The organism is Altericista sp. CCNU0014 (assembly GCF_044923475.1).
Taxonomy (GTDB): Bacteria; Cyanobacteriota; Cyanobacteriia; order Thermosynechococcales; family Thermosynechococcaceae; genus JAAURS01.
The window spans coordinates 4619762-4642351 of sequence record NZ_CP137338.1 but is presented as its reverse complement, the minus strand read 5'-3'; the positions used below and the strand labels follow the sequence as shown (position 1 = coordinate 4642351).

Below are 22590 nucleotides of genomic sequence, written 5' to 3'. Positions count from 1 at the left end.
TTCTCCTAGCCCCCAACCCTCCTTCCGTCTGGTTTTGTCGAGCGTCTATTCGAACTCCCTCCTCTGCGCACTCCTCTTTTTTGAGCACTATGGCTTCATCACTCTCGCAATCCGCCCCGCTCATTCAAGCAAAATCTAGCCTCGGACAAAACTTAGATAAAACGTTTATTTGGATCACCCGCATCTGTGCCTTCTCGATCGCAGGCGTGTTGGCGCTCATTGCGGTTCAGGTTGGAATAGAAGCCTTGCCCGCAATCCAAACCTTTGGATTGGGATTTATTTTTCAGCAGGATTGGGATCCGGTCAAAGGGAGTTATGGCGTCTTGCCCATGATCTACGGCACGCTGATGACATCCTTTATCGCGCTGTTATTGGCGATTCCCATCGGAGTCGGATCCGCAATTTTTTTGAGCGAAGATTTTTTGCCCGTGTCTTTCCGAACGGTTCTCGTCTTTTTGGTCGAGTTGCTGGCTGCCATTCCAAGTGTAGTGTACGGGCTGTGGGGCATTTTTGTGCTCATCCCGCTGATTCGGCCCTTTGGAGAATGGCTGCACGCCAACCTCGGATGGTTCGCGCTCTTTGGCACCAGTCCCGCAGGACCCGGCTTGCTGCCTGCGTCGCTCGTCGTCACGATCATGATTTTGCCGACCATTGCAGCCATTTCCCGGGATGCCCTCACTTCGCTCCCGCCAGAGCTGCGTCAGGCTTCGATTGGATTGGGCGGAACCCGCTGGGAAACGATTTTTCGAGTGTTGCTGCCCGCTGCATTTTCGGGCATTGTCGGGGCGATCATGCTGGCCTTGGGCCGCGCAATGGGCGAAACGATGGCGGTTACCATGCTGATTGGAAACTCCAACACCATTAATTTTTCTTTATTCGCACCTGGCAATACGATCTCGTCGCTTCTCGCCAATCAATTTGCCGAAGCAGGTGGGCTGCAGATCTCTGCTTTGATGTACGCAGGTCTTATTTTGTTCGTGTTGACGCTACTGGTGAACGTGGCCGCTCAGTGGATCGTTCTCAAGGTTCAGAAATTTTAAGCGCGATCGCGCTGTTATCGATCGCACGAAAGAGTCCCCAGAAGTCCCCATTGGTTGCCTGCTATGTATCTGACCCGTAAATCCGCAGATGCCCGCTCGATTCTCAATAGCGCCATGACGGTTCTGTCGGGAGCCTTAGTTGTTGTGGCCCTCATCCCGCTACTGGCAGTGCTTTCCTACGTTATCGTCAGAGGGGTTAGCCGACTCAACCTGGATTTGCTGACCAAACTGCCGCCGCCACCGATGGTTCCGGGCGGCGGGATTGCGAATGCGATTGTAGGTACCCTGATCATGGTGGGCCTTGCCTCTGTCATTAGCGTGCCGATTGGGGTTGGGGCAGCTATCTTTTTATCGGAATTCAGCAACCCTACAACCGCGCGCTGGATTCGGTTTGCCACAAACGTTCTGAACGGAGTCCCTTCCATTATTTTGGGCGTTTTTGCCTATGCTGCTTTGGTCATTACAACGGGAACCTTTTCTGCTTTTGCAGGGGCAGTGGCCCTTTCCATCTTGATGTTGCCGACCATCATCCGCACCACGGACGAGGCCCTTAAAATTGTCCCTCAAGAGATTCGGTGGGCTGCCCTAGGCGTGGGCGCAGCAAAATACCAAGCGGTCATGCAGATTGTGGTGCCCGCTGCCCTGCCGACAATTATTACCGGAGTGACCTTGGCGATCGCCCGAGCCGCAGGAGAGACAGCACCTCTCATTTTCACGGCGCTGTTCACGCAATTCTGGCCCAACAGTTTATCGCAGCCGACGCCGTCATTGGCCGTACTCGTCTTCAATTTCGCCACCGTACCCTTCAAGAATCAGCAGGAACTCGCTTGGGCAGCTTCTTTGATTTTGGTGCTTTTAGTTTTAACCACCAGCATTGTTTCCCGCCTTGCCCTTCGCCGCAAAACCTACTAAATCCCAGGAAGTCATGACTCGTTACTCTCCTCACGTGGATGCTAGAGCGCCCAACCAGACTGAAGATTCCGTCTTAGAAGCGATCGATCTCAATATCTATTACGGTTCGTTTTTAGCCGTCAAGAATGTTTCCATTAAAATCGCTCGAAATCAGATCACCTCCTTTATCGGTCCGTCGGGCTGCGGTAAAAGCACCCTGCTGCGGTGCTTCAATCGTCTCAACGACCTGATTGAGAGCTTTCATATCAAAGGACAGGTCTATCACGACAACCAAGACCTTTACAGCCGTCACGTCGATCCGGTTTTGGTCCGCCGCCGCATTGGCATGGTGTTTCAGAAACCCAATCCCTTTCCAAAATCCATCTACGACAATGTGGCCTACGGTCCTCGTATCAACGGATTTAAAGGCAACCTAGACGAACTCGTCGAGCAATCTTTACGGCAGGCTGTCCTGTGGGACGAAGTGAAAGATAAGCTCAAGCAAAGCGGTACCGCGCTTTCCGGCGGGCAACAACAGCGGCTGTGCATTGCCCGCGCCATTGCAGTGCAACCGGACGTCATACTCATGGACGAGCCTTGCGCTGCCCTCGACCCGATTTCGACCTTGAAAATCGAAGAATTAATGAACGATCTGAAGCAGCGTTACAGCATCGTGATCGTGACTCACAACATGCAGCAGGCCTCCCGCGTCTCCGACAAAACAGCCTTCTTCAATGTAGAACCGACCGATAAAGGCAAGGTGGGCTATCTCGTCGAGTACGACGACACGGTCAATATCTTTACAAACCCTCGCGAAACCTATACCAGGGACTACATTGCGGGGCGTTTCGGCTAGGCTCAACCTGCCTGTCCGCGCGCGACATTGGACGTCGATGTTACCTTGAGTTGCAACCGGGGAATTATAATAGGACATCGACCGGATAGGGGTACGTATGACAGAACGCAAACGCAATCCAGAAGAAATTCTGGAAGATATGCTGAACAAGCACGTCTTATTTGAAAAACTTGAGGTGGCGACAGGAGTAATAGCAGGCGCTGGCACTATCGCCCTTGGTGTGTTAAAAAATTCTGCTGTCGTCGCAGCCGCACCGCTTACCATTGCCATTGCCTTAAATTACTTCAATCGGTTGCGGATGGGCCAAATTAGCCGATACCAAACCCACGTTGAAGTGGCTGAAGTTCAGCGCCGACTGTCAAGTGAGATCCAAAGTCTTCGCCCTTTAGGTGCTGGAGAAGTTGGCCTGACCAGTTCGGGCCAAGTTGAAGAGGCGGTCGCCTCTCTAGCAGAAAAAGTTGCGGCTCTAGAGACGCACCAGCTCCAGCAGATCGACCCCACGGGTGCCGGTTCCGGCCAAGTTGCCGAAGAATTAGTGCAGTTGCGCAATCACCAGCTCGATTTATCTCAGTCTTTAGAAGCGATCAACCAGCAGATCCGCAGTTTGTCATCTAGTTCGTCCGCTCCCAGCGTCGATCTAGACGGACTGCGGCAGGAATTCCAAGGCTTGCTCCATCCCGTTCAGCAAAATCTAGTCCATCTCGAATCGCAGCTTTCCGCCCGGCCCAGTGGCGGCGAAGCGGCACCTTTCGATGCAGAACCATTACGAGCAGAGCTATCCCAGTTGATCGCTCCCGTGCAGCAGCAGGTCGTTTCTTTAGAAGAACGGCTGGCCGCGCAAGGTAGCGCGCCTACAGGAGATTCCGAATCGTTGCAGACCGTACACGGCCAAGTGCAGTCTCTCCATGACAGACTAGACAGCGTAGTTGCCCAGCTCTCTGCGGAAATTGCCGGGTTCCAACAGTCGGTGGAACAAACCCAAGAGCGGATGCAGATCGTACACCAGCAGGTCGAAGCGGTGCATCAAAATGTATCTGCTGCGCCCGCTGCGGGTCTGAATCCTGAAGGGGTTCAGCAGGAAGTGCAGTCGGTCATCAGCCCGCTCCGGGACCAGCTGATGGCGTTGGAGCAGCGGCTGAGCAGTTTGCCCGTCGCAGATCCTCAAGTTTCTCAACTGCAAGCCGAGCAGATGGTGAGTTTGCAAAACCAACTCAACAGCACCAACGGCGCGATCGAGGATATGGCAGCTCATCTAACGGAGCATCTGACGGCTGAACTGTCGAAAATTCCGAAGATGGTTGAAACCCACGTCGAGCAGAAGGTATCTCAGCTTCAGCCCGTTGCTGCCGCTGCACCTGTTGCGGACAAAAAGCAAGACGCTCTGTCTGAGCTAGATGCTATTTTGGCAGACATTAATCTATAGTTCTGCCGTGCCGAGGGTCTAAGCCTATGGCATTGTTTCAAGTCCCAATCGAAAGCGCGCCGAACTGAGTTCGGCGCGCTTTCGATCGCATGAAGGATTAATGGCGTTGATTCGGGACTCTGAGCGCTTGCTATAGTAACAGGACGGCACGAGGCTTTCTAGGATTGGGGACGACGAGTAGTGACAATCGTGATCGCAGGGGAGCGCAGCGGTGTGGGGAAAACCACCGTGACGTTGGCGCTATTGGCGGCCCTTCGGCAGCGGGGCCAATCTGTACAATCTTTCAAAGTCGGCCCAGACTACATCGACCCGATGTTCCACGCCTACATCACCGGTCGTCCCTGCCGCAATCTCGACCCCGTGCTGACTTCAGAAGCCTACGTTCGGGACTGTTTTGCTCGTCATAGCCAAAATGCGGAATGCGTCCTGATCGAGGGCGTCATGGGGTTGTTTGATGGCGCATCCGGCAGAGACGATACTGCGAGCACCGCCCACGTTGCTAGGCTGCTCGATGTCCCCGCGATCCTGATCCTCAATTGCAGTAGCACATCCCGTTCTGTCGCGGCGATCGCCCACGGGTACCGCACGTTCGATCCGCGCGTGCGAGTGGTGGGTGTGGTGCTGAATCGAGTGGGGAGCGATCGCCATCTGGAACTGCTCTCCCAAGCGCTAGAGCCGCTCGACCTTCCTATTTTGGGCGTTCTCCGCCGACAAGCGGAAATTGCGTTACCCGATCGCCATCTGGGACTCATTCCAGCGGTAGAACAAAAGAATCTGGATGCGGTCATCGAGCGGTTGGCAGATCTGGGGCAAACTTGCTTTGACTGGGAGAAGTTATTGCCGTTGCTCGATTCTCATGCCCTAGCCCCCTCTCCACCGCAAACAAAGATGGAAGAAAAGAGGGTACGGCTGGCGATCGCCCAAGATCGAGCCTTCAGTTTCTACTATGCAGACAATCTCGACCTTTTCCAGTCCCTCGGTGCGGAACTGGTGCCTTGGAGTCCCCTGAGCGATCGCGCGCTTCCCGAACACATCCAAGGACTGTACTTTGGCGGCGGCTTCCCGGAGGTATTTGCAGGGCAGCTAGCCGATAACAAATCGGCCAGACAAGCAGTTCGAGCAGCCATTCAATCTGGGATGCCCACCTATGCCGAGTGCGGGGGGTTGATGTACCTGTGCGATCGCATTGTTGATTTCGAGCAAAATGCGTACGAAATGACGGGTATTTTTCCGACAGCAGCGGTGATGGGAAAGCAGCTCGCGCTGGGCTATCGTCAGGCTACAATGCTCCAGGATAGTTGCTTGGCGAGGAAGGGCGATCGGTTTTGGGGGCACGAATTTCATCGCTCGACGTTAGATCGAGAGCCGGATCGTCCGTTAATTGCGCTTCAAGGGTACGAGTCTGGGCAACAATTCGCGCCCGAAGGCTGGCAGAAGTATCGGGTTCATGCGGCCTACACCCACCTTCACTTTGGGGCGCAGCCGTACTTGGCACAGCGTTTTTTAGAGAGTTGCATTGCCAATAAGAGACATCTGCCTCTTCCCACCCGATGAGCAGCCCAAACCATTCCAGGCGATCGCAGTTTTCCCTAAGTTTATAAAAACACAAAAGCCCCCGCACAAGAAATCGGGGGCTTTTAAGTCAAGTCCAAAATTGAACCGATGGGTTTTAGTAGCTGTCGTTAGCCGTAGCCGTCCGCATCTCAAGGCGATGGTTGGCTTGGTTGAGTCGATTGGCGATCGCCTGTCGCCAGGTCAAGCTCAGATCCGTATCTGCTAGAGCATCTTGCGCCATTTGGCGGTAATAGGCACCCGTGGTGGAATCGACCTGCTCCAATCGCCCGAGATTGTGGTAGACAGTTTTAGGAGAAACCAAAAGCATACTTCTTTCCTTTTTCGAGTAACGGTCTCAAACAAGATATCGACAGTAGCCACTAAGGCAGATCGGTGCTTCCCATCAAGTATAGATCGCAAGCGCGGGCCGCGCCACGTCCTTCGTTAAACGCCCATACCACAAGGCTCTGACCCCGACGGCAATCCCCAGCCGCAAACACCCCAGGAATACTCGTTGTATAGTCGCTCGTGTTTGCCTTGACATTGCTGCGCGGATCGCGTTCGACGCCAAGGGCATCCAGCAGCGGCTGTTCTGGCCCTAGAAAGCCCATGGCTAATAGCACCAGTTGGGCCGGAAGAACTTTTTCTGTGCCAGGGACTTGCTGGGGAACAAACTGGCCCTGTTCGTTCTTCGTCCACTCGATTTGGACGGTATGAATGGCTTTCACATTGCCGTTTTCATCCCCCTCAAACCGAGTGGAGGTTGTAAGGTAGCCCCGAGGGTCATCGCCAAAGACAGCAGCGGCTTCTTCTTGGCCGTAGTCCATGCGATAGACCTTGGGCCATTCAGGCCAAGGGTTATTTGCGGCGCGTTCTGAGGGAGGCTTGGGCAAAATTTCAAGCTGTACCAAACTGCGGCAGCCATGACGGATGGAAGTGCCGACACAGTCCGTTCCCGTATCGCCGCCGCCAATAATGACTACGTCCTTGTCCTTGGCCGAGATAAAGTTACTTCCCACCTTTCGATCCAGAAGGGACTGCGTATTGGCGGTCAGAAAGTCCATCGCAAAATGAATCCCCTTCAGATCTCGCCCTTCGATGGGCAAGTCGCGGGGACGGGTGGCTCCGGTGCAGAGCACGACGGAATCGTACTCCTTGAGGAGGGTTTCGACGGGCAGGTCTTTGCCGACTTCGGTATTGCAGGTAAAGGTCACGCCTTCTTGCTCCAACACCTTGAGGCGGCGCAGCACCACTTCTTCTTTTTCGAGCTTCATGTTGGGGATGCCGTACATGAGCAACCCGCCAGGGCGATCGGCTCGTTCGAATACCGTGACCCAGTGACCTGCTTTATTGAGCTGCGCCGCCGCACACAACCCCGCCGGACCGGAGCCGATTACGGCAACTTTCTTTCCAGTGCGGCGAGCGGGTGGTTCTGGGACGATCCAGCCTTCTTCCCAACCTTTATCAATAATGGCGTGCTCGATATTTTTGATGGTCACGGGCGGGTTGTTAATCCCCAGGACGCAGGAACCTTCGCAGGGAGCGGGACAGACGCGGCCCGTAAATTCGGGAAAGTTGTTGGTTTTGTGGAGGCGATCGAGAGCCTCTTCCCACAATCCTCGATAGACGAGGTCGTTCCACTCGGGGATCAAGTTGTTAATCGGGCAGCCGCTGGCCATGCCGTTGAGGATGGTTCCAGTGTGGCAGAAGGGCGTGCCGCAGTCCATGCAGCGAGCGCCCTGGGTGCGGAGTTTGTCCTCATCCATGGGCAAGTGAAATTCGTCCCAGTTGTGGATGCGATCGCGCGGCGAAACCTCAGCAGCGACTTCACGGAGGTATTCAATAAATCCCGTTGGTTTTCCCATAGTTGCGTCTTAGATAGATATAGATTTTCAAAGTTGATTAACTGACGGGTTCGAGAGAACGCACGGTCAAGATTTCATCTGCTCGAAGCGCTTCAACAGCAGAGACTGGGACAGCAACGACCGCAATGGAGTCCCCTGTTGCATTAAAGACCTCCAGCACGCAGCCTTCTTCGCCATCGGTAGGGTGATGCACGTAGTCAATTAAGGTTGCAACATCGCCAATTTTAAGATGATGTTCGGGAAGATCGCGAGTTAAGGCAATATCTTGATACAGCTCAAGCATCTGAGCGAGGCTCCTTAGCAGGAATAAGGGTTATAAACTGAAATTCACCGTCGCTTTGTCTTCGCAACCAAAGGGTAGTCACAAACAAAGTTTTTCCATTATTTCCCATCAGTTCTCCTGTAACCTCGTAAAAAGTACCGTACTCATTTGTGCGATCTTCAACAGCCTCAGAAGACTGACTCAGCGCTCGGATAGCTGTTCGCAGCGACTCTACATTTTGCGCTGTGAATCCAGCCTGAGCAAGAAATTTCGATTTATCATTCCTCGCTCTGTAAATCAATAGATAGCGCGTAAGTTTTTCATCAGGAATACTGGCACGATCGGGAATCCGCACTTTAAGTCTTTGCTCAAACCATAAATGGAACCTTCTGCAACAGGTGTAGCAAGTGTCTGCGTCTAATGCGCTCTTTAGAGTCTAGCTTCCGCCAATGCGGGCTACGTCGCGGGCGTTTTCTTCAAAGGCGGCAGTGAGGGCATCGTCGCCGCTGAGTCCCGATGCGATCGCCTCGGCAATGGCTTGCAACACGCGCTTGTAATCCTTCGGCATCACCTTCACAAACTTGGGCACGAGATCCGCCCAGCTGTCTAGGACTCGAGCCGCCTTTTGGCTGGCAGTGTATTCGGCATGGTGCTGGACGAGCTGGTAGAGATCGTCGATCTCCTCTGCATCTTCCAAGGTTTCAAGCCCCACCATTTGCAGGTTGCAGCGCGTGGCGAAATCGCCCGTCTCGTCGAGGACGTAGGCAACGCCACCGCTCATCCCAGCAGCGAAGTTGCGTCCGGTGCGGCCCAAGACGACGACCTTACCGCCCGTCATGTATTCGCAAGCGTGATCCCCAACGCCCTCCACCACGGCATTGACGCCGGAGTTGCGGACGGCAAACCGCTCGCCGACAATGCCGGAGAGGTAGACTTCGCCGCTGGTGGCACCGTAGAGGGCAACGTTGCCCGCAATGATGTTTTCCGAGGCCGCAAAGGTGGCGCGTTTGGAGGGATACAGGATAATTTTGCCGCCGCTGAGTCCCTTGCCGAGGTAGTCATTGGCATCGCCTTCCAGTTCCAGGGTGACGCCCTTGGGCACAAAGGCTCCAAAACTCTGACCCGCACTGCCTTGGAAGTGAAGCCACACCGTATCTTCCGGCAGTCCTTCCCAGTGGCGCTTCGTGATTTCGTTGCCCAGAATGGTGCCCACGGCCCGGTTGATGTTTTGAATGGGCAGCGTCGCCTTGACGGGGGTGCCGCGCTCGATCGCATCTCGGCAGAGATCCAGGAGTTTGGTGATGTCGAGAGACTTGTCGAGACCGTGATCCTGGGGAATCTGGCAGTAACGCCCGACTTCTGGACCAACGTCGGGTTGGTAGAGGATATTGGAAATATCCAGCCCCTTGGCTTTCCAGTGATCGATCGCTTTTTTCGGCTCTAAGACATCGGTGCGACCCACCATTTCGTTGAGGGTGCGGAAGCCGAGGCTGGCCATCAGTTCCCGCACTTCTTGGGCGATGAAGCGCATGAAGTTGACGGTGTGGGCCGGGTCGCCTGTGAAGTTGCGACGCAGCAGGGGGTCTTGGGTGGCAACCCCGACAGGACAAGTGTTGAGGTGGCAAACCCGCATCATAATGCAGCCCAAAGTCACGAGGGGTGCGGTCGCGAACCCGAATTCTTCAGCTCCGAGAAGCGCGGCGATCGCCACGTCCCGTCCGGTCTTCATTTGCCCGTCCGTCTCCACCACAATCCGACTGCGGAGGTTGTTGAGCACCAGGGTTTGATGGGTTTCGGCTAGGCCCAATTCCCAGGGTAAGCCCGCGTGCTTGATGGAGGTCTGAGGCGACGCTCCCGTGCCGCCATCGAAGCCGGAGATCAGCACCACGTCGGCATGCGCCTTGGAAACGCCAGCGGCGATCGTGCCCACGCCGACCTCGGAAACCAGCTTGACGCTAATGCGGGCGTTGCGGTTGGCATTCTTGAGATCGTGGATGAGTTCCGCGAGGTCTTCAATCGAGTAGATATCGTGGTGGGGCGGGGGAGAAATCAGTCCGACCCCAGGGGTAGAGTGGCGCACTTTGGCAATCCACGGGTAGACCTTCTTGCCAGGAAGTTGCCCCCCTTCGCCGGGTTTTGCACCCTGGGCCATCTTGATTTGCAGTTCCTTGGCCTGGGAAAGATAGAGGCTCGTCACCCCAAACCGCCCCGATGCGACCTGCTTGATGGCGCTATTTTTGGAGTCGCCCGTTTCGTTCGTCCAGGTATAGCGATCGGGGTCTTCGCCGCCTTCACCCGTATTGGATTTGCCGCCGACGCGATTCATGGCGATCGCCAGCGCCTCATGGGCCTCCTTGGAGATCGAACCGTAGCTCATGGCTCCGGTTTTGAAGCGCTTCATGATGGACTCGACGGACTCCACCTCCTCGATCGGGATCGGCGTTCGAGCTTTGAACTCTAGGAGGCCGCGCAGGGTGAAGTATTTCTGGTTTTGCTCGTTGACCAGATCCGCATACTGCTTGTATTTCTCGTAGCTGCCCTCCTGAACCGCCTGCTGGAGCGCGTGAATGGTCTGGGGGCTGAATAAATGCGCTTCGCCCTCTTTGCGCCACTGGTATTCGCCGCCCACTTCTAAGGTGTGCCCCTTGGAGGGACGATCCGGAAAAGCATGGGTATGACGGGCGATCGCCTCTCGGACGATCGTTTCCAGATCGGCCCCCTCAATGCGGGATGCCGTGCGGGTAAAGTACCGATCCACCACCGCGCTGTTCAACCCGATCGCCTCAAAAATCTGCGCGCCGCGATAGCTCTGGATGGTAGAAATCCCGATCTTGGACGCAACTTTTGTCACCCCTTTTGTGGCGGCCTTGATGTAGTTTTTGCAGGCCGTTTTAGGATCGACATTCACTAACAACCCTTGGCGAATCATGTCTTCCAGGGTCTCAAAGGCCAAATAAGGGTTGATCGCCCCGCAGCCGTAACCAATCAAAAGGGCGTGGTGGTGAACTTCGCGGGGTTCGCCAGATTCCAGAACGAGTCCGATGCGGGTGCGCGTGCCCGCGCGGATGAGGTGATGGTGCAGCCCTGCAACTGCGAGGAGGGCGGGGATGGCAGCGCGATCGGGATTGACGCCGCGATCGCTCAAAATAACGATACTAATCCCGTCTTGGATGGCGCGATCGGCTCGGGCAAAGACCTCAGCCATGGCCTGTTCTAGCCCCTGAAGGCCGTCCTTGGGGTCGAACAAAATGGGAAGGGTAATGGATTTGAACCCGCTCTCATCAATGTGCTTGAGCTTTGCGAGGTCTTCATTACTGAGGATGGGGCTTTTTAGCTCGATCAGGTGACAGCTCTCCGGCTCTGGTTTGAGCAGGTTCCGCTCGGAGCCGATGGTGGTTTCGGCGGAGGTAATGATTTCTTCGCGGATGGAGTCGATGGGCGGGTTGGTGACTTGGGCAAAAAGCTGCTGAAAATAGTCGTACAGGAGCTTCGGACGGTCGGACAGCACCGCTAAAGGCGTATCCGAGCCCATCGCGCCTACAGCTTCCACGCCATCCCGCGCCATAGGCGTCAGCAAGAGCCGCAGTTCTTCAAAGGTATAGCCAAAGGCCATCTGACGCTGAACCAAAGGTTGAGACTCCACGACTTCGCCTTCTGAAGCAGCTTTCACGTTGGCCAGCTCCACCATGTGCCGATCGATCCACTCGCGGTAGGGATGCGCGGTGGCGATTTTATGTTTAATTTCTTCGTCCGCAATAATGCGGCCCTCGGCCATATCCACCAAAAACATTCGCCCCGGCTCTAGACGACCTTTACGAGCGACTCGCTCTGGTTCGATGGGCAGCACGCCCGCTTCCGAAGCCATAATCACTAAATCGTCTTTGGTGACGTAGTAGCGGGAAGGCCGCAATCCGTTGCGATCCAGCACCGCTCCCATCACGGTACCGTCGGTAAAGGCAATGGAGGCAGGACCATCCCACGGCTCCATCAGGCAGGAATGATACTCGTAGAACGCCTTTTTTTCATCACTCATGGACTCGTGGGCCGTCCACGGTTCGGGAATCATCATCATCACGGCATGGGGCAGCGATCGCCCCGCTAGGGTCAGTAACTCCAGCGCGTTATCGAAGATGGTCGAGTCGCTGCCGTCTACGTTAATGACAGGTTGGATCTTCTTGATGTCCTCCCCAAACAGTTCCGACTCGAACAGCGACTGCCGCGCGATCGTCCAGTTGATATTGCCGCGCAGGGTATTGATTTCGCCGTTGTGGGCGATGTAGCGATAGGGGTGCGATCGCTCCCAACTGGGAAAGGTATTGGTGCTAAATCGCGAGTGCACCAGTCCCAAGGCGCTCTCCATATCCGGGTCGTGCAGTTCGGGGTAATACTGCCCCACCTGAGCCGTCATCAGCATTCCTTTGTACACCATCGTCCGGCAGGAAAGGCTGGCGATATACCAGTACGGATCGGCCTGGGCCGCGCGGATGGGGGTATGGGCTAGCTTGCGGATCACGAAAAGCTTGCGCTCGAAGGCAAGGTCATCGGCGAGATCGGGCGATCGCCCCACGAACACCTGTTGCATGAAGGGTTCGCTGGACTTAGCTGTGTTTCCGATCGAAGAATTGTCCGTGGGCACATCGCGCCAGCCCAGCACCTGCTGCCCCTCTGCCGCCGCAATCTGCTCGAAAATTTTGCGTCCCGTCGCCCGCGCTGCTGGATCGGGAGAGCCGTAGATCGTGCCGACCCCATACTGCCCTGCTGCGGGCAAGACGATCCCTTCGGCTGCTGCCACCTTCTGTAAAAACTTGTGCGGCACCTGCATGAGAATACCCGCGCCATCGCCCGTATTGGTCTCGCAACCGCACGCGCCTCGATGCTCGAGATTCTCCAATATAGTGAGCGCCTGCTCGATAATGTCGTGGGACTTTTGCCCTTTCATGTGGACAATAAAGCCGACACCGCACGCATCGTGCTCGAACTGCGGATCGTATAGGCCCTGTTGTGGAGGCAGTTCGGTTCTATTCATTGTGTTGATGACCTAAAAGTAGCGAAGGTGTAGGTGGGCAGCAGTCGCAGTCGAGCGACTAAAGACAAAATTTCCAGTGCGTGAGGATCCCCTCTTTTAAATTAATCGAGAAACAGTTCGAGAATGTTCCTGGTAAACTTTTCGATCGAATGTCTCGAATTTTCTTGACTCCTCCAGAAGAAATAGGGCACTCATGCATGGTAAATGTCTTCCACTGCTTTTCCATAGGGTGCCGTTACAAAAATTTGGCCAATCGTCCCCGAGCGTCAGCCTTCAACGATTCGGCCTGCAGGGTTTGGGTGCAGGAGGGGCATAATGTAAGCGCCCAATCCCAATCCTGCGATCCAACCAAATCCCGTCACGATCGCATTGTCGTAGCCCCACCAGCCCCAGGATTGCGCCCACAGTTCTGCGGGGTAAGCCAGGCAGAGCAATACGGTCAGGCAAAAACCAGCAATACCGTACTGATTTAACCAGTACGCTTCGCGTCCCGAACTGCGGCCGATCAGCCAGCGCATCGCCACCAGCCCCAATAGAGTTCCATAGCAGCGCATGCAGACTGCCATGATGTGGGGCGGCGATAGGGCCAACCCCATCTCGGGCTGGGGACAAACGCGATCGCCCATGAAGTAGATGATGTTGGCGATGAGCGGCAGCAGCGGCAGTGAGGTGGACGCTAAAAACGGGGCTGCCAGCGGTCCTCCCACTAGCGCGATCAGTACGAGGTCTGCGATCGCGCTTTTTCGAGGGCGCTGTGGGGCGGTCTTCTTAATTCTCGGCCAAACGGTCATCGTTCCCTTCGCCTCAAAATTCAATGCCTGCTTGTGCTTTAATGCCCTGTTCCCGGAAAGGATGCTTGACTAGCGTCATTTCCGTAACCAAGTCTGCCGCTTCGATAAGCCGAGCGGGAGCGCCGCGCCCGGTCAAAATAACGTGGGACTGCTCTGGCTTTTGACCGATGCCTGCCAACACTTCGTCGAGGTTAAGATACTCTAACTTGAGCGCTATATTGACTTCATCCAACAGGACGAGCCGATAGTCTGGGTTCTGGATGTACTCTAGCGCTTGATCCCAAGCTGCTCGAGCTTTCAGAATATCGCGCGCGCGATCCTGGGTTTCCCAGGTAAACCCTTCTCCCATCGCGTGAAACTGGAGCTGGTCGGACCATTGCCCCAAAACCGACTTTTCTGCTGGCTCCCAGCCACCTTTGATGAACTGGATGATGGCAACCTTATGCCCGTGGCCGAGCGATCGCAGGACCATGCCCAGGGCTGCTGTGGTTTTCCCCTTGCCGTTGCCAGTGTGGACGATAATGAGACCTTTTTGATTGGATCGCGTTTCTAAGCGCTGCTCCTGCACTTCTTTGCGCCGCTGCATTTTTTTGCGGTACTGTTCTTCGCTCAAGCCCTCGTACTGCTTGGGGTCTAAGGTATTGAGCGAACCTGTCTTGTCTTCGGAGAAAGTCATCGAGCCATCAATAAAGAGCTGCGTCTCTTTTTAAGATATAGCAGTTTTGAGACGAGCTTCTGTTGTGGCGGTGGGGCGATCGCGAGATTGCCTAGCGGCAAACGTCTCGATTTCCTAACTCAAAGTCAGCCAAGCGGGAATGTAGCTATCGGACTGTTCCATGATTTGACAGAGTTCGTCGTGGTTCATGGCCTGGAGCGCCATTGCCAAACCCATGTGAATCAAATTGAGCCGTTGCTGGGCTTCAGGGCTAAGATCGACAGCAGCATCCCTAGTGCATTCCAAAACGCTAGCCGTCATGTTGAGGTTGTCAGCGGCTACGGCTAAAGCTTCGGCAAGTAAACTGTTCAACATAACCTCTCCCTGTTTTTGTCTGTTTGAGCTGATGTATTTATCATTCAACGGAAACCGCAAAATCAATACGGGACGAATACGGAAATTTGGCGGAAAGTCGAGATCGGCGTCTCAGGGTTTATGCGGATACTCTCCCCGTTCGCAACGTGCGTACAGCAACAGTACGGTGGTGGTGGCGGCTGCAGATCGCGGGGCAGCGAACTCGATCGCGTCAGATATCGTCTGACCAGAGGGAATCATGTCAATAAGGAAATCAGATATGCCAGACATGAAGCACATCCGCATCAGTTCAGAAAAGGGCATCGAAATTATCGAAGCCAAAACCCTGCCACTGCTCAAGCCATTACAGCAGTCTGACAAGTGCGCCTATCGACGATTCAGCGACCCAAAGATCGCCATCGTCCAGCTTCAGAAAACATTGGCAAAGCCAGTAGTGGCGGTCAGTCCCAAAGGCGAACCGCTTCGCGGCGAGGTCTTTATTATGGGGCTGCGTCATACCGTGGACTGGCTGGAGTTTTCAGGGCTGACCGACGAACAAGTGGAGATCGTCCAAACCGAACTAAAATTGACCCACAGCTCGGTTGTTTGAGAATCGGGGGCTTGGCAGAATCGGTGGTCCTATTTCGGGCGGGCGATCGCGCTAAGTGCGACTCGGTCTTTGTCGGCCAAATTGGAACGGTGCGCGGCATTGGCATGCATTGCGCCGCAACCGTCGCTTGGGTGGACTATGGCTGCGGAAAGCCGCTGTATCCGAGCGCCATGGAAGGTCTAAGGCCGATCGAGGACGAGAATTTGCCGAAAGACTGGTAGTAGCGGGCTGAATAGTAATAGGCTGACATTCGCGCAATTTGCTCGCTTTGAAAAGACAGATCGGAAAAGACAAATCATTCTGAGGCACTATTTCAGAAAAAATTCGTCGGACACCTATTGCCGGAAGGCATTCGATTTCTTGAGTTATTCCGGTGGGTGGGGCAATCGCCTGATGCTGTCGAAATCTAAGTTAACCGCTACGAATCGGACGTTTCCAGGACTTTGGCAGCCCCGATGGGCGACATTAGTCATGGTTGGCTTTCTAGCAATCGCAGGGGCGATCGTAACGGGCTGGTTTGCTGGGGAAGGCACCATCACTAAAATTGTCAGGCATATAGAGGTGCTTCAGGCGCATCCGCCCGTGTGGCTGGAAGTACCCATGGTGACGGGCACGTTTTTGCTGGTGCCTACCGTGATGCTGCTGTTGGCGCTCCTGACAGTCATGCGGGTGTCGCCGCGACCGCGATCTTGGTCGCGGATTGCGGTTGTGGGTATCCTGCTGGCGCTAACGCTGCGGTATGTTGCCTGGCGGGCGCTGTCGACGCTCAATCTGGACCGACCGCTCAACGGTTCCTTTAGCGTCCTGTTGTTCGTGCTGGAAATGCTGCTCCTGTGCAGCGGCACCCTTCAGTTATTTTTAATGCTGCGGATCAACGATCGTCGGAAGGAAGCGGACTATCTAGCCCAGAGCGTTATTGAAGGGACGTTTGTGCCCGCAGTAGACGTGCTGATTCCCACCTACGACGAACCGGAAAACATTCTCAAGCGCACCATTTTAGGATGTCAGGCGCTAGATTATCCCTCGAAGGAAATTTACATCCTGGACGATACCCGCCGCCCAGCGGTTGCAGACTTGGCCCGCCGCCTAGGCTGTCACTACCTCACCCGTCCCGACAATCGCTACGCCAAGGCGGGGAACCTGAATGCGGCGATCGCTCGTACTGCGGGAGACCTGATTGCGGTCTTCGATGCCGACTTCGTACCGACCAAAAACTTTTTGCAACGCACCGTCGGCTTCTTCCAGCGCCCGGATATGGGCTTGGTCCAAACCCCCCAAAGCTTCTATAACGCCGATCCCATCGCTCGCAACCTAGGACTTGAAGACGTCTTGACGCCAGAAGAAGAGGTGTTCTACCGCCAAGTTCAGCCCATCCGCGACGGTGCGGGCAGCGTGATTTGTTCTGGCACATCCTTTGTAGTGCGGCGACAGGCCCTCAAGGAAGCGGGCGGCTTTGTAACCGATTCCCTCAGCGAGGATTACTTCACGGGCATTCGCCTTTCAGCCCAAGGCTATCATCTGGCCTATCTAGACGAAAAGCTCAGTGCGGGATTGGCTGCCGAAACCATTGCCGACCATGCCAGCCAGCGACTGCGCTGGGCGCGCGGCACGCTCCAAGCGTTCTTTATCGATGCCAACCCCCTTACCATTCCAGGACTGACGCTCCTGCAGCGGCTGGCTCACCTAGAAGGCCTGCTGACTTGGTTTACCAGCATTTCGCGGGTCGGTTTTTTGATGTTTCCTTTGGCCTATGCCTTTTTGGGCGTGATTCCGCTGCGGGCCACGATGGATGAATTGCTCTACTTCTTTGTGCCCTACACCGTCGCGCAATTTTCTACCTTTGCTTGGCTCAACGGGCGATCGCGTTCTGCCCTGCTTTCGGATATCTACAGCCTCGTTTTGGCATTTCCTTTATCCCTGACCGTATTGCGGGTGATGGTGAACCCATTTGGTCGCGGCTTTAACGTTACCCCCAAGGGGCAGGCGCGCTCCTCCTATCGCTTTAACTGGAGTTTGGCCTGGCCTCTGATCGTCATGTTTGTCGCAACCGCGTTCAGCCTGTGGCGGAATCTGGGTATCTCGATGATTCAGGGCGAATGGCAAGCAACCGTGTCTCCCGAAGCAGCCCAAACCGTCAAAGGGGTCGGATTGGGGTGGGTTTGGAGTTCGTACAACTTGTTGATGATTGGCATCGCCCTGCTGATTTTGCTGGACGTGCCGAAACCGGACCTCTACGAGTGGTTTAATCTCCGCCGGACCGCACGGCTCCGAGTGGGCGATCGCACCTACTGGGGCAGCACCACCATGCTCTCCGAAGGCGGCGCTGAAATTATCCTCACCCAAGCAGGCGTTGAGCTACCGGAGACGGACGACGTTCCAGTCGAGCTCTGCATTTTAGAAATCGATTTAACCCTCAGCGCCCAGATCTCGAATATTGGATGCCGGGATGGGTTGCCAGTGCTGCGGGTCTCCTTCGAACCATTGACCCTGTCTCAAGAAAAAGCCCTGGTTGAAATGCTGTTTTGCCGTCCGGGACAGTGGCAGTATCGCACCACCCCCGGCGAAGTTCAGTCGGTTTGGATTTTGCTCAGAACGCTCCTGTATCCAAAGGCGTTATTCGACCGGGACGTTCAGGTGAGGGCCATTTCCTTGACCCAAGGGTGAGGGGTAACGCCCGACTGGATGCAAGCTAGTATTTCTAGAGCGGCGACGCATCGACAGTTCGCTGCGGACACAGCCAGTTCGTTGGTACAGTAAATTCAGAGGGTCGAGCATTCCGCGACCGACCCCGAACCAGACCCACTGATGGAGATCCGATGTACACCGTTGAAGTGACTTTGCGGGGCACGCCCCTTTCCTTAGCCGTTCAGCGCAAAGAGCTGAGCGATGCCGAGACGCTATACCGTACGATTGTGGACTCGATGAAGACCACAGCGCCTAACCTGCTAGAGCTAACCTGCGAAAAAGAAACCGATAAAAAGATTGGCGTTCTCGTCAGCGAAATTACGGCGGTTCAAGTTTCCGAAAAGGGCGGGGGACCTTCTAAGGGCGGATTTACTGGCTTTGGAGTATAGCAAAGCCCATGACCCAATGGGGGATTGAAGTCCAAGACTTATGCTTTGGCTGGGACGAACGCCAGCCCATTCTGAAACGCTGCGCGCTGAAGGTGCCTGAGGGAGAATTCTGGATGCTCTTGGGCACCAACGGCAGCGGCAAATCGACGCTGCTGCGGGTCTTGGCAGGACTATTGGAGCATCAATCCGGTCAGGTGCAGCTCAAGGCTCCCGTAGGATTTGTGTTTCAAAATCCCGACCATCAATTGGTGATGCCTACCGTAGGGGCTGATGTCGCTTTTGGCCTCGTCGAAGAAAATCTTTCCTACCCTCAAATCCGCGATCGCGTCGAGGAAGCCTTGGATGCAGTCAACCTCCTGCACCTGATCCGCCGCCCAATCTACGCCCTGAGCGGCGGTCAAAAGCAAAGAGTCGCCATTGCAGGGGCGATCGCCCGTCATTGCAACGTATTGCTGCTGGATGAGCCGACCTCCCTGCTGGACCCGGAAAGCCAATTTGACCTCGTGACGGGCGTGAAGGCGCTCGTCCAAAAGCGAGGGTTGACGGCGCTGTGGGTGACGCATCGCCTTGAAGAACTGACCTACTGCAATGGCGCAATTTTGTTAGAGCAGGGTCAAGTCGCCCAATCTGGTCCGCCGGATCTGCTGAAGCAGCGCCTTCAGCCTTCTCTGGGCGGATAAAAGCTACAGCCGCCCTACCCAGTCCTGTACCCCATCCGTATTCAGCCGATAGCTGAGGGGATGGGCAATCAGGCGGGCCGTACTTTCGTACAAAACCTCTAGTTCCACCAGGCCATTTTCCTTTAGGGTCCGCCCCGTCGAGACCAAATCTACAATAGCCTCTGACATGCCCGTAATCGGACCGAGCTCGACCGAGCCGTAAAGCGGAATAATTTCGACTGGAATATCGAGCCGATCGAAATATTCCCGCGCGCAGTTCACAAACTTAGACGCGACCCGACTGTAGGGCGGCAGTTCAGCGGCTGAGCGATAGGGGCTACTGTCGGGCACTGCTACGGACATTCGGCAAAATCCAAAGCTCAGGTCCCGCAGTTGCGCTACTTTGGGTTGCTTCTCTTTGAGGACGTCGTAGCCGGCGACGCCAAGCTGGGCTTGGCCGTACTCGACATAAACGGGAACGTCTTGGGTTCTGACTAAAAGTGCCTGAGCGCGACCCGTCGGATCCGGGATCTGAAGCTGACGATTGCTAGAGTCTAAAAAAGCGCTAAAGTCCAAGCCCGCAGCTTGGAACAGGCGAATACTGTCTTTGAGTAATGCGCCCTTGGGCAAAGCAACCGTTAACATGGAGCAGCCTTAGGTCGAAGGTTCTACGGTTTCAATTGTGCCAGAACCCGACGCCCGCAACCCATCGATCTCGATCTGAACCCCGCAGAATTTAACGTCCCTTCAGGCAGCACCCGAACTGAGCAAGTCTCAAACGTTCCTATGAGACTTTTTAATCTTGGTGTTCTAAAGTAAAGACAACCTTACGTGCCCAGCCAAAGAGGACATTATCCATGTAGACAGAAACCTGAGTTGTTCCAGCAGGCCAGGGAACTTCATCATAATCTGGTGCATTACCAATTGCTATCCCTCGATTGCCGATCGTAATTTGACCGCTTTTTACAAAAGTGGTTTCAGAAGGTGTTTGCGAGCCTTCGTAAACCTCAATGTCTACATCAACATCATTTTGCGGAGCAACAACGATTCCTCGCTCTCCAAAAACAGCCCTTAACTCCTCATTTGTCATGTTTGAACTAATGGTTGGAAAATCTTCCGTCTCTCTATCACAAAGTTCTAGCCTGGCAAACTCGGATCTATGCAAACCTTTATAAATCAAGTCCATAACTTTCTTGATTCTCTTAAAGAATGAATGGCAGTTTTGTCGGGTTCAATGAGGCAACCTCCCACCAAATATTAATCGCGGACAAAATTCATATTTTTCCTTAGGCAAAAGCATTGAAGATTATGATTAAACTTCTGAGAAATGTTTTTTTTGTTCTGTTAGGCTCATCGCTATTGAGTATTTCAGAAACCTCTTTTAGTCAAAAAAGTCAACCTGCTTGTTTAGCTAAAGCAATGAAACCACAACATAAAGACCAAATCACTGATTCGGATGTAAAGATTTCTCAAAAGTTGAATTCCAATCAACCTACAAGTGAAACGAAAGAAGTTGAGCTTGAAGATAAAGATGGCAAGGTGAAGAAAGTAAAAGCAAAAGTTAAGCGTATTTCTTCCGATGAAGGCGAAGTTGAAATGGAAGGACTAGGTAAGTTCAAATTTAAGGGTAAAAAGGTAACGGCTCCAGATGGAACAGTTACTGATTTTGGACCTCCTCGTCGAGAGGGAAATAAGGTTATTTTCCCAGACGGACGAGTCATGGAGCTTGATGAGCCTCCACTACCTCCACCCGTTAAGTACTCGCCTTCCTCTGATGGGCGTTCTATCGATTCTTCTCAGAAAATTGCATCAATTTCAGAGCCTATTTTGGATAAAGAATCAGCTCCTCAGGAGAAATTGCCTGCATCACTCGCACAGAATCCTTCGTCAGTAATATACATTGCACCAGATAAGCCTGAATGTGATGACGATCTTTTGTTCTAGAAATTCAAGTCACTTCTACTAATTCGGCCTTATTGAAACAATACTACGGACAGAATTATAGGGTAACAAGGCTATGAGATCTCACAGCGTTGTACGCGAGATTGGACTTAACTCAAATCTTGCACCATTCTTAATCGTGCTGCTCGACATCGCCTGAAATAAATTCCTGGCGGTTGGTACAACTGGTGCAAGATCTCAGTTAATCAAATGTTGAGTCAAGCGTAGACTATTTCTTTATGCAGCACCGGGATTGAGCGGAATCATTTTCCAAGTCACAAACGTTCCAATCGGACTCCAGAGGAGATACGGTAGCAGCAACGCGACCGCCCAGCCAGATACAGGCAAAACCAGCAAGCTCAAAATCAGGCAGACGAAAAATCCCGTCGCACCAATGGCCGCCCCAATCTTGAGGCTGTGGAAGTTACACATAATCGGGGTGTAGAGTAAGGTCACGATCTCTAACAGCAAGTAACCCGCCATTAGGCCCCAAGTCTGAGATGTGCCGGGTTCGGCAACCCAAACGATGTAAGCAGACCACCCGCCGCAAACGAAAATGACCGTCCAGATAACTGGAATCGCTCGCTCAAAGGTAAGCCAGCGCGGACGCCGGAGTTGAAAGAACCACTTTAGGTCGCCTCTCAGAAGAAGATTGATGGCAAGCGCGACGAGAAGGGCAACTCCGCCAATGACCAACCAAGCCGGAATCATCGCGATTCCTCCATAGATTTGCAATCCTCAGCATAGGGGCATTGACGATCGATGCCCATACTCAAAGGAGCAATTAGAGATCGACCAAAGGTTTGAATTGCTTCAAGATACTGGCGATCGCCCATCTCATAGAGATCGTTATGGCCTGCACCTTGGATGGGGATTAAAGTTTTAGGCTGATTTGCTGCTTTATAAAGCTCTCTCGCGTGCCAAAAAGGAATGAGCCGATCGTGCGTGCCATGGACAATTAAAACTGGCGCGCGAACCTGAGGCAAACGATCGCGGTTTGGAAATTTATCGAAGGGCAATAGCGGAAAGGGCACGGCAACCCGAAAAGCGCTGACAAACCCGCTTTGGACGATCAGTCCGGCAATGGGCTTCTGAGTGGCGAGGTACACCGAAGGACCGCTGCCAATGGACTGGCCCAACAAGATAATGCGATCGCCCCTCACCTGCTTCCGTTCTGTCAAAAAATTGTAGGCAGTTTGAATATCTTGGTAAGCATTGGCTTCCGAGGGTTTGCCCTGGCTAGTCCCGTAGCCGCGATAGTCGTAGGCCAGAACGTCGAACTGAAGGGCGCGCAGTTCTGCAAGAATAGAGCGGATATCCCCGAGATCGTGGGCATTACCGTGGCTGTAGAGGAGCGTGTACTGGGCGGCGGGATGCGTGAGATACAGTGCTGAAATCGTTTCCCCGGTGGGCGTTGCGAGTTTGAGGATGTCTGGGGTGTCGCGGTAGCTGGCAGGCTGGGGCTGGAAAAGCTGGCGATCGCCGAAGAAGTAGGCATAGAGGGCGATCGTGCCATAGGCGATGAGGGGCAGCCTGAGGATGCGCTGCCAAGACCAATGCCCCATTATCCAAGTTTGCCAGTGAGACAT

General features: G+C 54.2%; 23 protein-coding genes. 11 read left to right on the top strand and 12 right to left on the bottom strand.

From position 1 onward, the window contains the following. The first annotated feature begins 89 nt into the window (after positions 1 to 89). The 5 genes from pstC to R6H26_RS22145 all read left to right on the top strand — a co-directional run bounded on the left by pstC (position 90) and on the right by R6H26_RS22145 (position 5764). Entirely contained in the window at positions 90 to 1040 is a 951-nt protein-coding gene (gene pstC / locus R6H26_RS22165; protein WP_404785618.1) for a phosphate ABC transporter permease subunit PstC, read from the top strand. 54 nt (positions 1041 to 1094) lie between these two features. Further along, the gene (gene pstA / locus R6H26_RS22160; protein ID WP_404785616.1) at positions 1095 to 1952 is read left to right on the top strand and encodes a phosphate ABC transporter permease PstA; all 858 of its coding nucleotides are present in this window, start codon (positions 1095 to 1097) and stop codon (positions 1950 to 1952) included. 34 nt (positions 1953 to 1986) lie between these two features. Then, entirely contained in the window at positions 1987 to 2787 is an 801-nt protein-coding gene (gene pstB / locus R6H26_RS22155; RefSeq protein ID WP_404791408.1) for a phosphate ABC transporter ATP-binding protein PstB, read from the top strand. A 97-nt stretch (positions 2788 to 2884) separates the two neighbouring features. Continuing rightward, positions 2885 to 4210: a hypothetical protein gene (locus tag R6H26_RS22150; RefSeq protein ID WP_404785615.1), complete on the top strand. Its 1326-nt coding sequence runs from the start codon at positions 2885 to 2887 to the stop codon at positions 4208 to 4210. Positions 4211 to 4390: 180 nt separating this feature from the next. Beyond that, entirely contained in the window at positions 4391 to 5764 is a 1374-nt protein-coding gene (locus R6H26_RS22145; RefSeq protein WP_404785613.1) for a cobyrinate a,c-diamide synthase, read from the top strand. 115 nt (positions 5765 to 5879) lie between these two features. Here R6H26_RS22145 and R6H26_RS22140 read toward each other — a convergent pair whose 3' ends face one another. The 8 genes from R6H26_RS22140 to R6H26_RS22105 all read right to left on the bottom strand — a co-directional run bounded on the left by R6H26_RS22140 (position 5880) and on the right by R6H26_RS22105 (position 14738). Continuing rightward, entirely contained in the window at positions 5880 to 6092 is a 213-nt protein-coding gene (locus tag R6H26_RS22140) for a hypothetical protein (protein WP_404785612.1), read from the bottom strand. Positions 6093 to 6144: 52 nt separating this feature from the next. Next, positions 6145 to 7629 carry a glutamate synthase small subunit gene (gene gltD, locus R6H26_RS22135; RefSeq protein WP_404785610.1) on the bottom strand — a complete coding sequence of 495 codons (1485 nt, stop codon included), beginning with the start codon at positions 7627 to 7629 and terminating at the stop codon, positions 6145 to 6147. 37 nt (positions 7630 to 7666) lie between these two features. Beyond that, entirely contained in the window at positions 7667 to 7912 is a 246-nt protein-coding gene (locus R6H26_RS22130) for a DUF4926 domain-containing protein (RefSeq protein ID WP_404785608.1), read from the bottom strand. Beyond that, positions 7905 to 8246, bottom strand: a complete 342-nt coding sequence (locus R6H26_RS22125) for a DUF6883 domain-containing protein (protein WP_404785606.1) — start codon at positions 8244 to 8246, stop codon at positions 7905 to 7907. The genes R6H26_RS22130 and R6H26_RS22125 overlap by 8 nt, the downstream gene beginning before the upstream one ends. An 81-nt stretch (positions 8247 to 8327) precedes the next feature. Beyond that, positions 8328 to 12917 (bottom strand): glutamate synthase large subunit, encoded by a 4590-nt coding sequence (gltB, locus tag R6H26_RS22120; protein WP_404785605.1) that lies wholly within the window; start codon positions 12915 to 12917, stop codon positions 8328 to 8330. 266 nt (positions 12918 to 13183) lie between these two features. Continuing rightward, a complete protein-coding gene (locus tag R6H26_RS22115) occupies positions 13184 to 13708 on the bottom strand; it encodes a DUF2085 domain-containing protein (protein ID WP_404785604.1) in 525 nt (174 codons plus the stop codon). 13 nt (positions 13709 to 13721) lie between these two features. Then, positions 13722 to 14384 (bottom strand): cob(I)yrinic acid a,c-diamide adenosyltransferase, encoded by a 663-nt coding sequence (gene cobO, locus R6H26_RS22110; protein WP_404785602.1) that lies wholly within the window; start codon positions 14382 to 14384, stop codon positions 13722 to 13724. Between the two features lie 114 nt (positions 14385 to 14498). Further along, positions 14499 to 14738, bottom strand: coding sequence for a hypothetical protein (locus R6H26_RS22105; protein WP_404785601.1), 240 nt, complete (start codon positions 14736 to 14738; stop codon positions 14499 to 14501). 259 nt (positions 14739 to 14997) lie between these two features. Between R6H26_RS22105 and R6H26_RS22100 the strand changes: the two genes are divergently transcribed. From R6H26_RS22100 to R6H26_RS22080, 5 genes are all read left to right on the top strand, one after another. Continuing rightward, positions 14998 to 15327 (top strand): hypothetical protein, encoded by a 330-nt coding sequence (locus R6H26_RS22100; RefSeq protein WP_404785599.1) that lies wholly within the window; start codon positions 14998 to 15000, stop codon positions 15325 to 15327. A gap of 11 nt (positions 15328 to 15338) precedes the next feature. Beyond that, positions 15339 to 15548, top strand: coding sequence for a hypothetical protein (locus R6H26_RS22095; protein ID WP_404785598.1), 210 nt, complete (start codon positions 15339 to 15341; stop codon positions 15546 to 15548). A gap of 139 nt (positions 15549 to 15687) precedes the next feature. Continuing rightward, the gene (locus R6H26_RS22090) at positions 15688 to 17991 is read left to right on the top strand and encodes a glycosyltransferase (RefSeq protein WP_404785596.1); all 2304 of its coding nucleotides are present in this window, start codon (positions 15688 to 15690) and stop codon (positions 17989 to 17991) included. Between the two features lie 152 nt (positions 17992 to 18143). Continuing rightward, on the top strand, positions 18144 to 18401 hold the full coding sequence (locus R6H26_RS22085) for a hypothetical protein (RefSeq protein ID WP_404785594.1): 258 nt from the start codon (positions 18144 to 18146) through the stop codon (positions 18399 to 18401). 8 nt (positions 18402 to 18409) lie between these two features. Next, entirely contained in the window at positions 18410 to 19081 is a 672-nt protein-coding gene (locus R6H26_RS22080; RefSeq protein WP_404785592.1) for an energy-coupling factor ABC transporter ATP-binding protein, read from the top strand. Positions 19082 to 19084: 3 nt separating this feature from the next. On the opposite strand, the gene hisG is transcribed toward R6H26_RS22080, so the two are convergent. Then, the gene (hisG, locus tag R6H26_RS22075) at positions 19085 to 19705 is read right to left on the bottom strand and encodes an ATP phosphoribosyltransferase (protein ID WP_404785590.1); all 621 of its coding nucleotides are present in this window, start codon (positions 19703 to 19705) and stop codon (positions 19085 to 19087) included. Between the two features lie 151 nt (positions 19706 to 19856). Next, on the bottom strand, positions 19857 to 20246 hold the full coding sequence (locus R6H26_RS22070; protein ID WP_404785588.1) for a hypothetical protein: 390 nt from the start codon (positions 20244 to 20246) through the stop codon (positions 19857 to 19859). 122 nt (positions 20247 to 20368) lie between these two features. On the opposite strand from R6H26_RS22070, the gene R6H26_RS22065 reads away from it, so the two are divergent. After that, positions 20369 to 21004: a hypothetical protein gene (locus R6H26_RS22065; protein ID WP_404785587.1), complete on the top strand. Its 636-nt coding sequence runs from the start codon at positions 20369 to 20371 to the stop codon at positions 21002 to 21004. Positions 21005 to 21238: 234 nt separating this feature from the next. Here the strand turns inward: R6H26_RS22065 and R6H26_RS22060 are convergent, their stop codons facing one another. Further along, positions 21239 to 21712 carry a TspO/MBR family protein gene (locus tag R6H26_RS22060; protein WP_404785586.1) on the bottom strand — a complete coding sequence of 158 codons (474 nt, stop codon included), beginning with the start codon at positions 21710 to 21712 and terminating at the stop codon, positions 21239 to 21241. Next, positions 21709 to 22590: an alpha/beta hydrolase gene (locus R6H26_RS22055; protein WP_404785584.1), complete on the bottom strand. Its 882-nt coding sequence runs from the start codon at positions 22588 to 22590 to the stop codon at positions 21709 to 21711. The genes R6H26_RS22060 and R6H26_RS22055 overlap by 4 nt, the downstream gene beginning before the upstream one ends.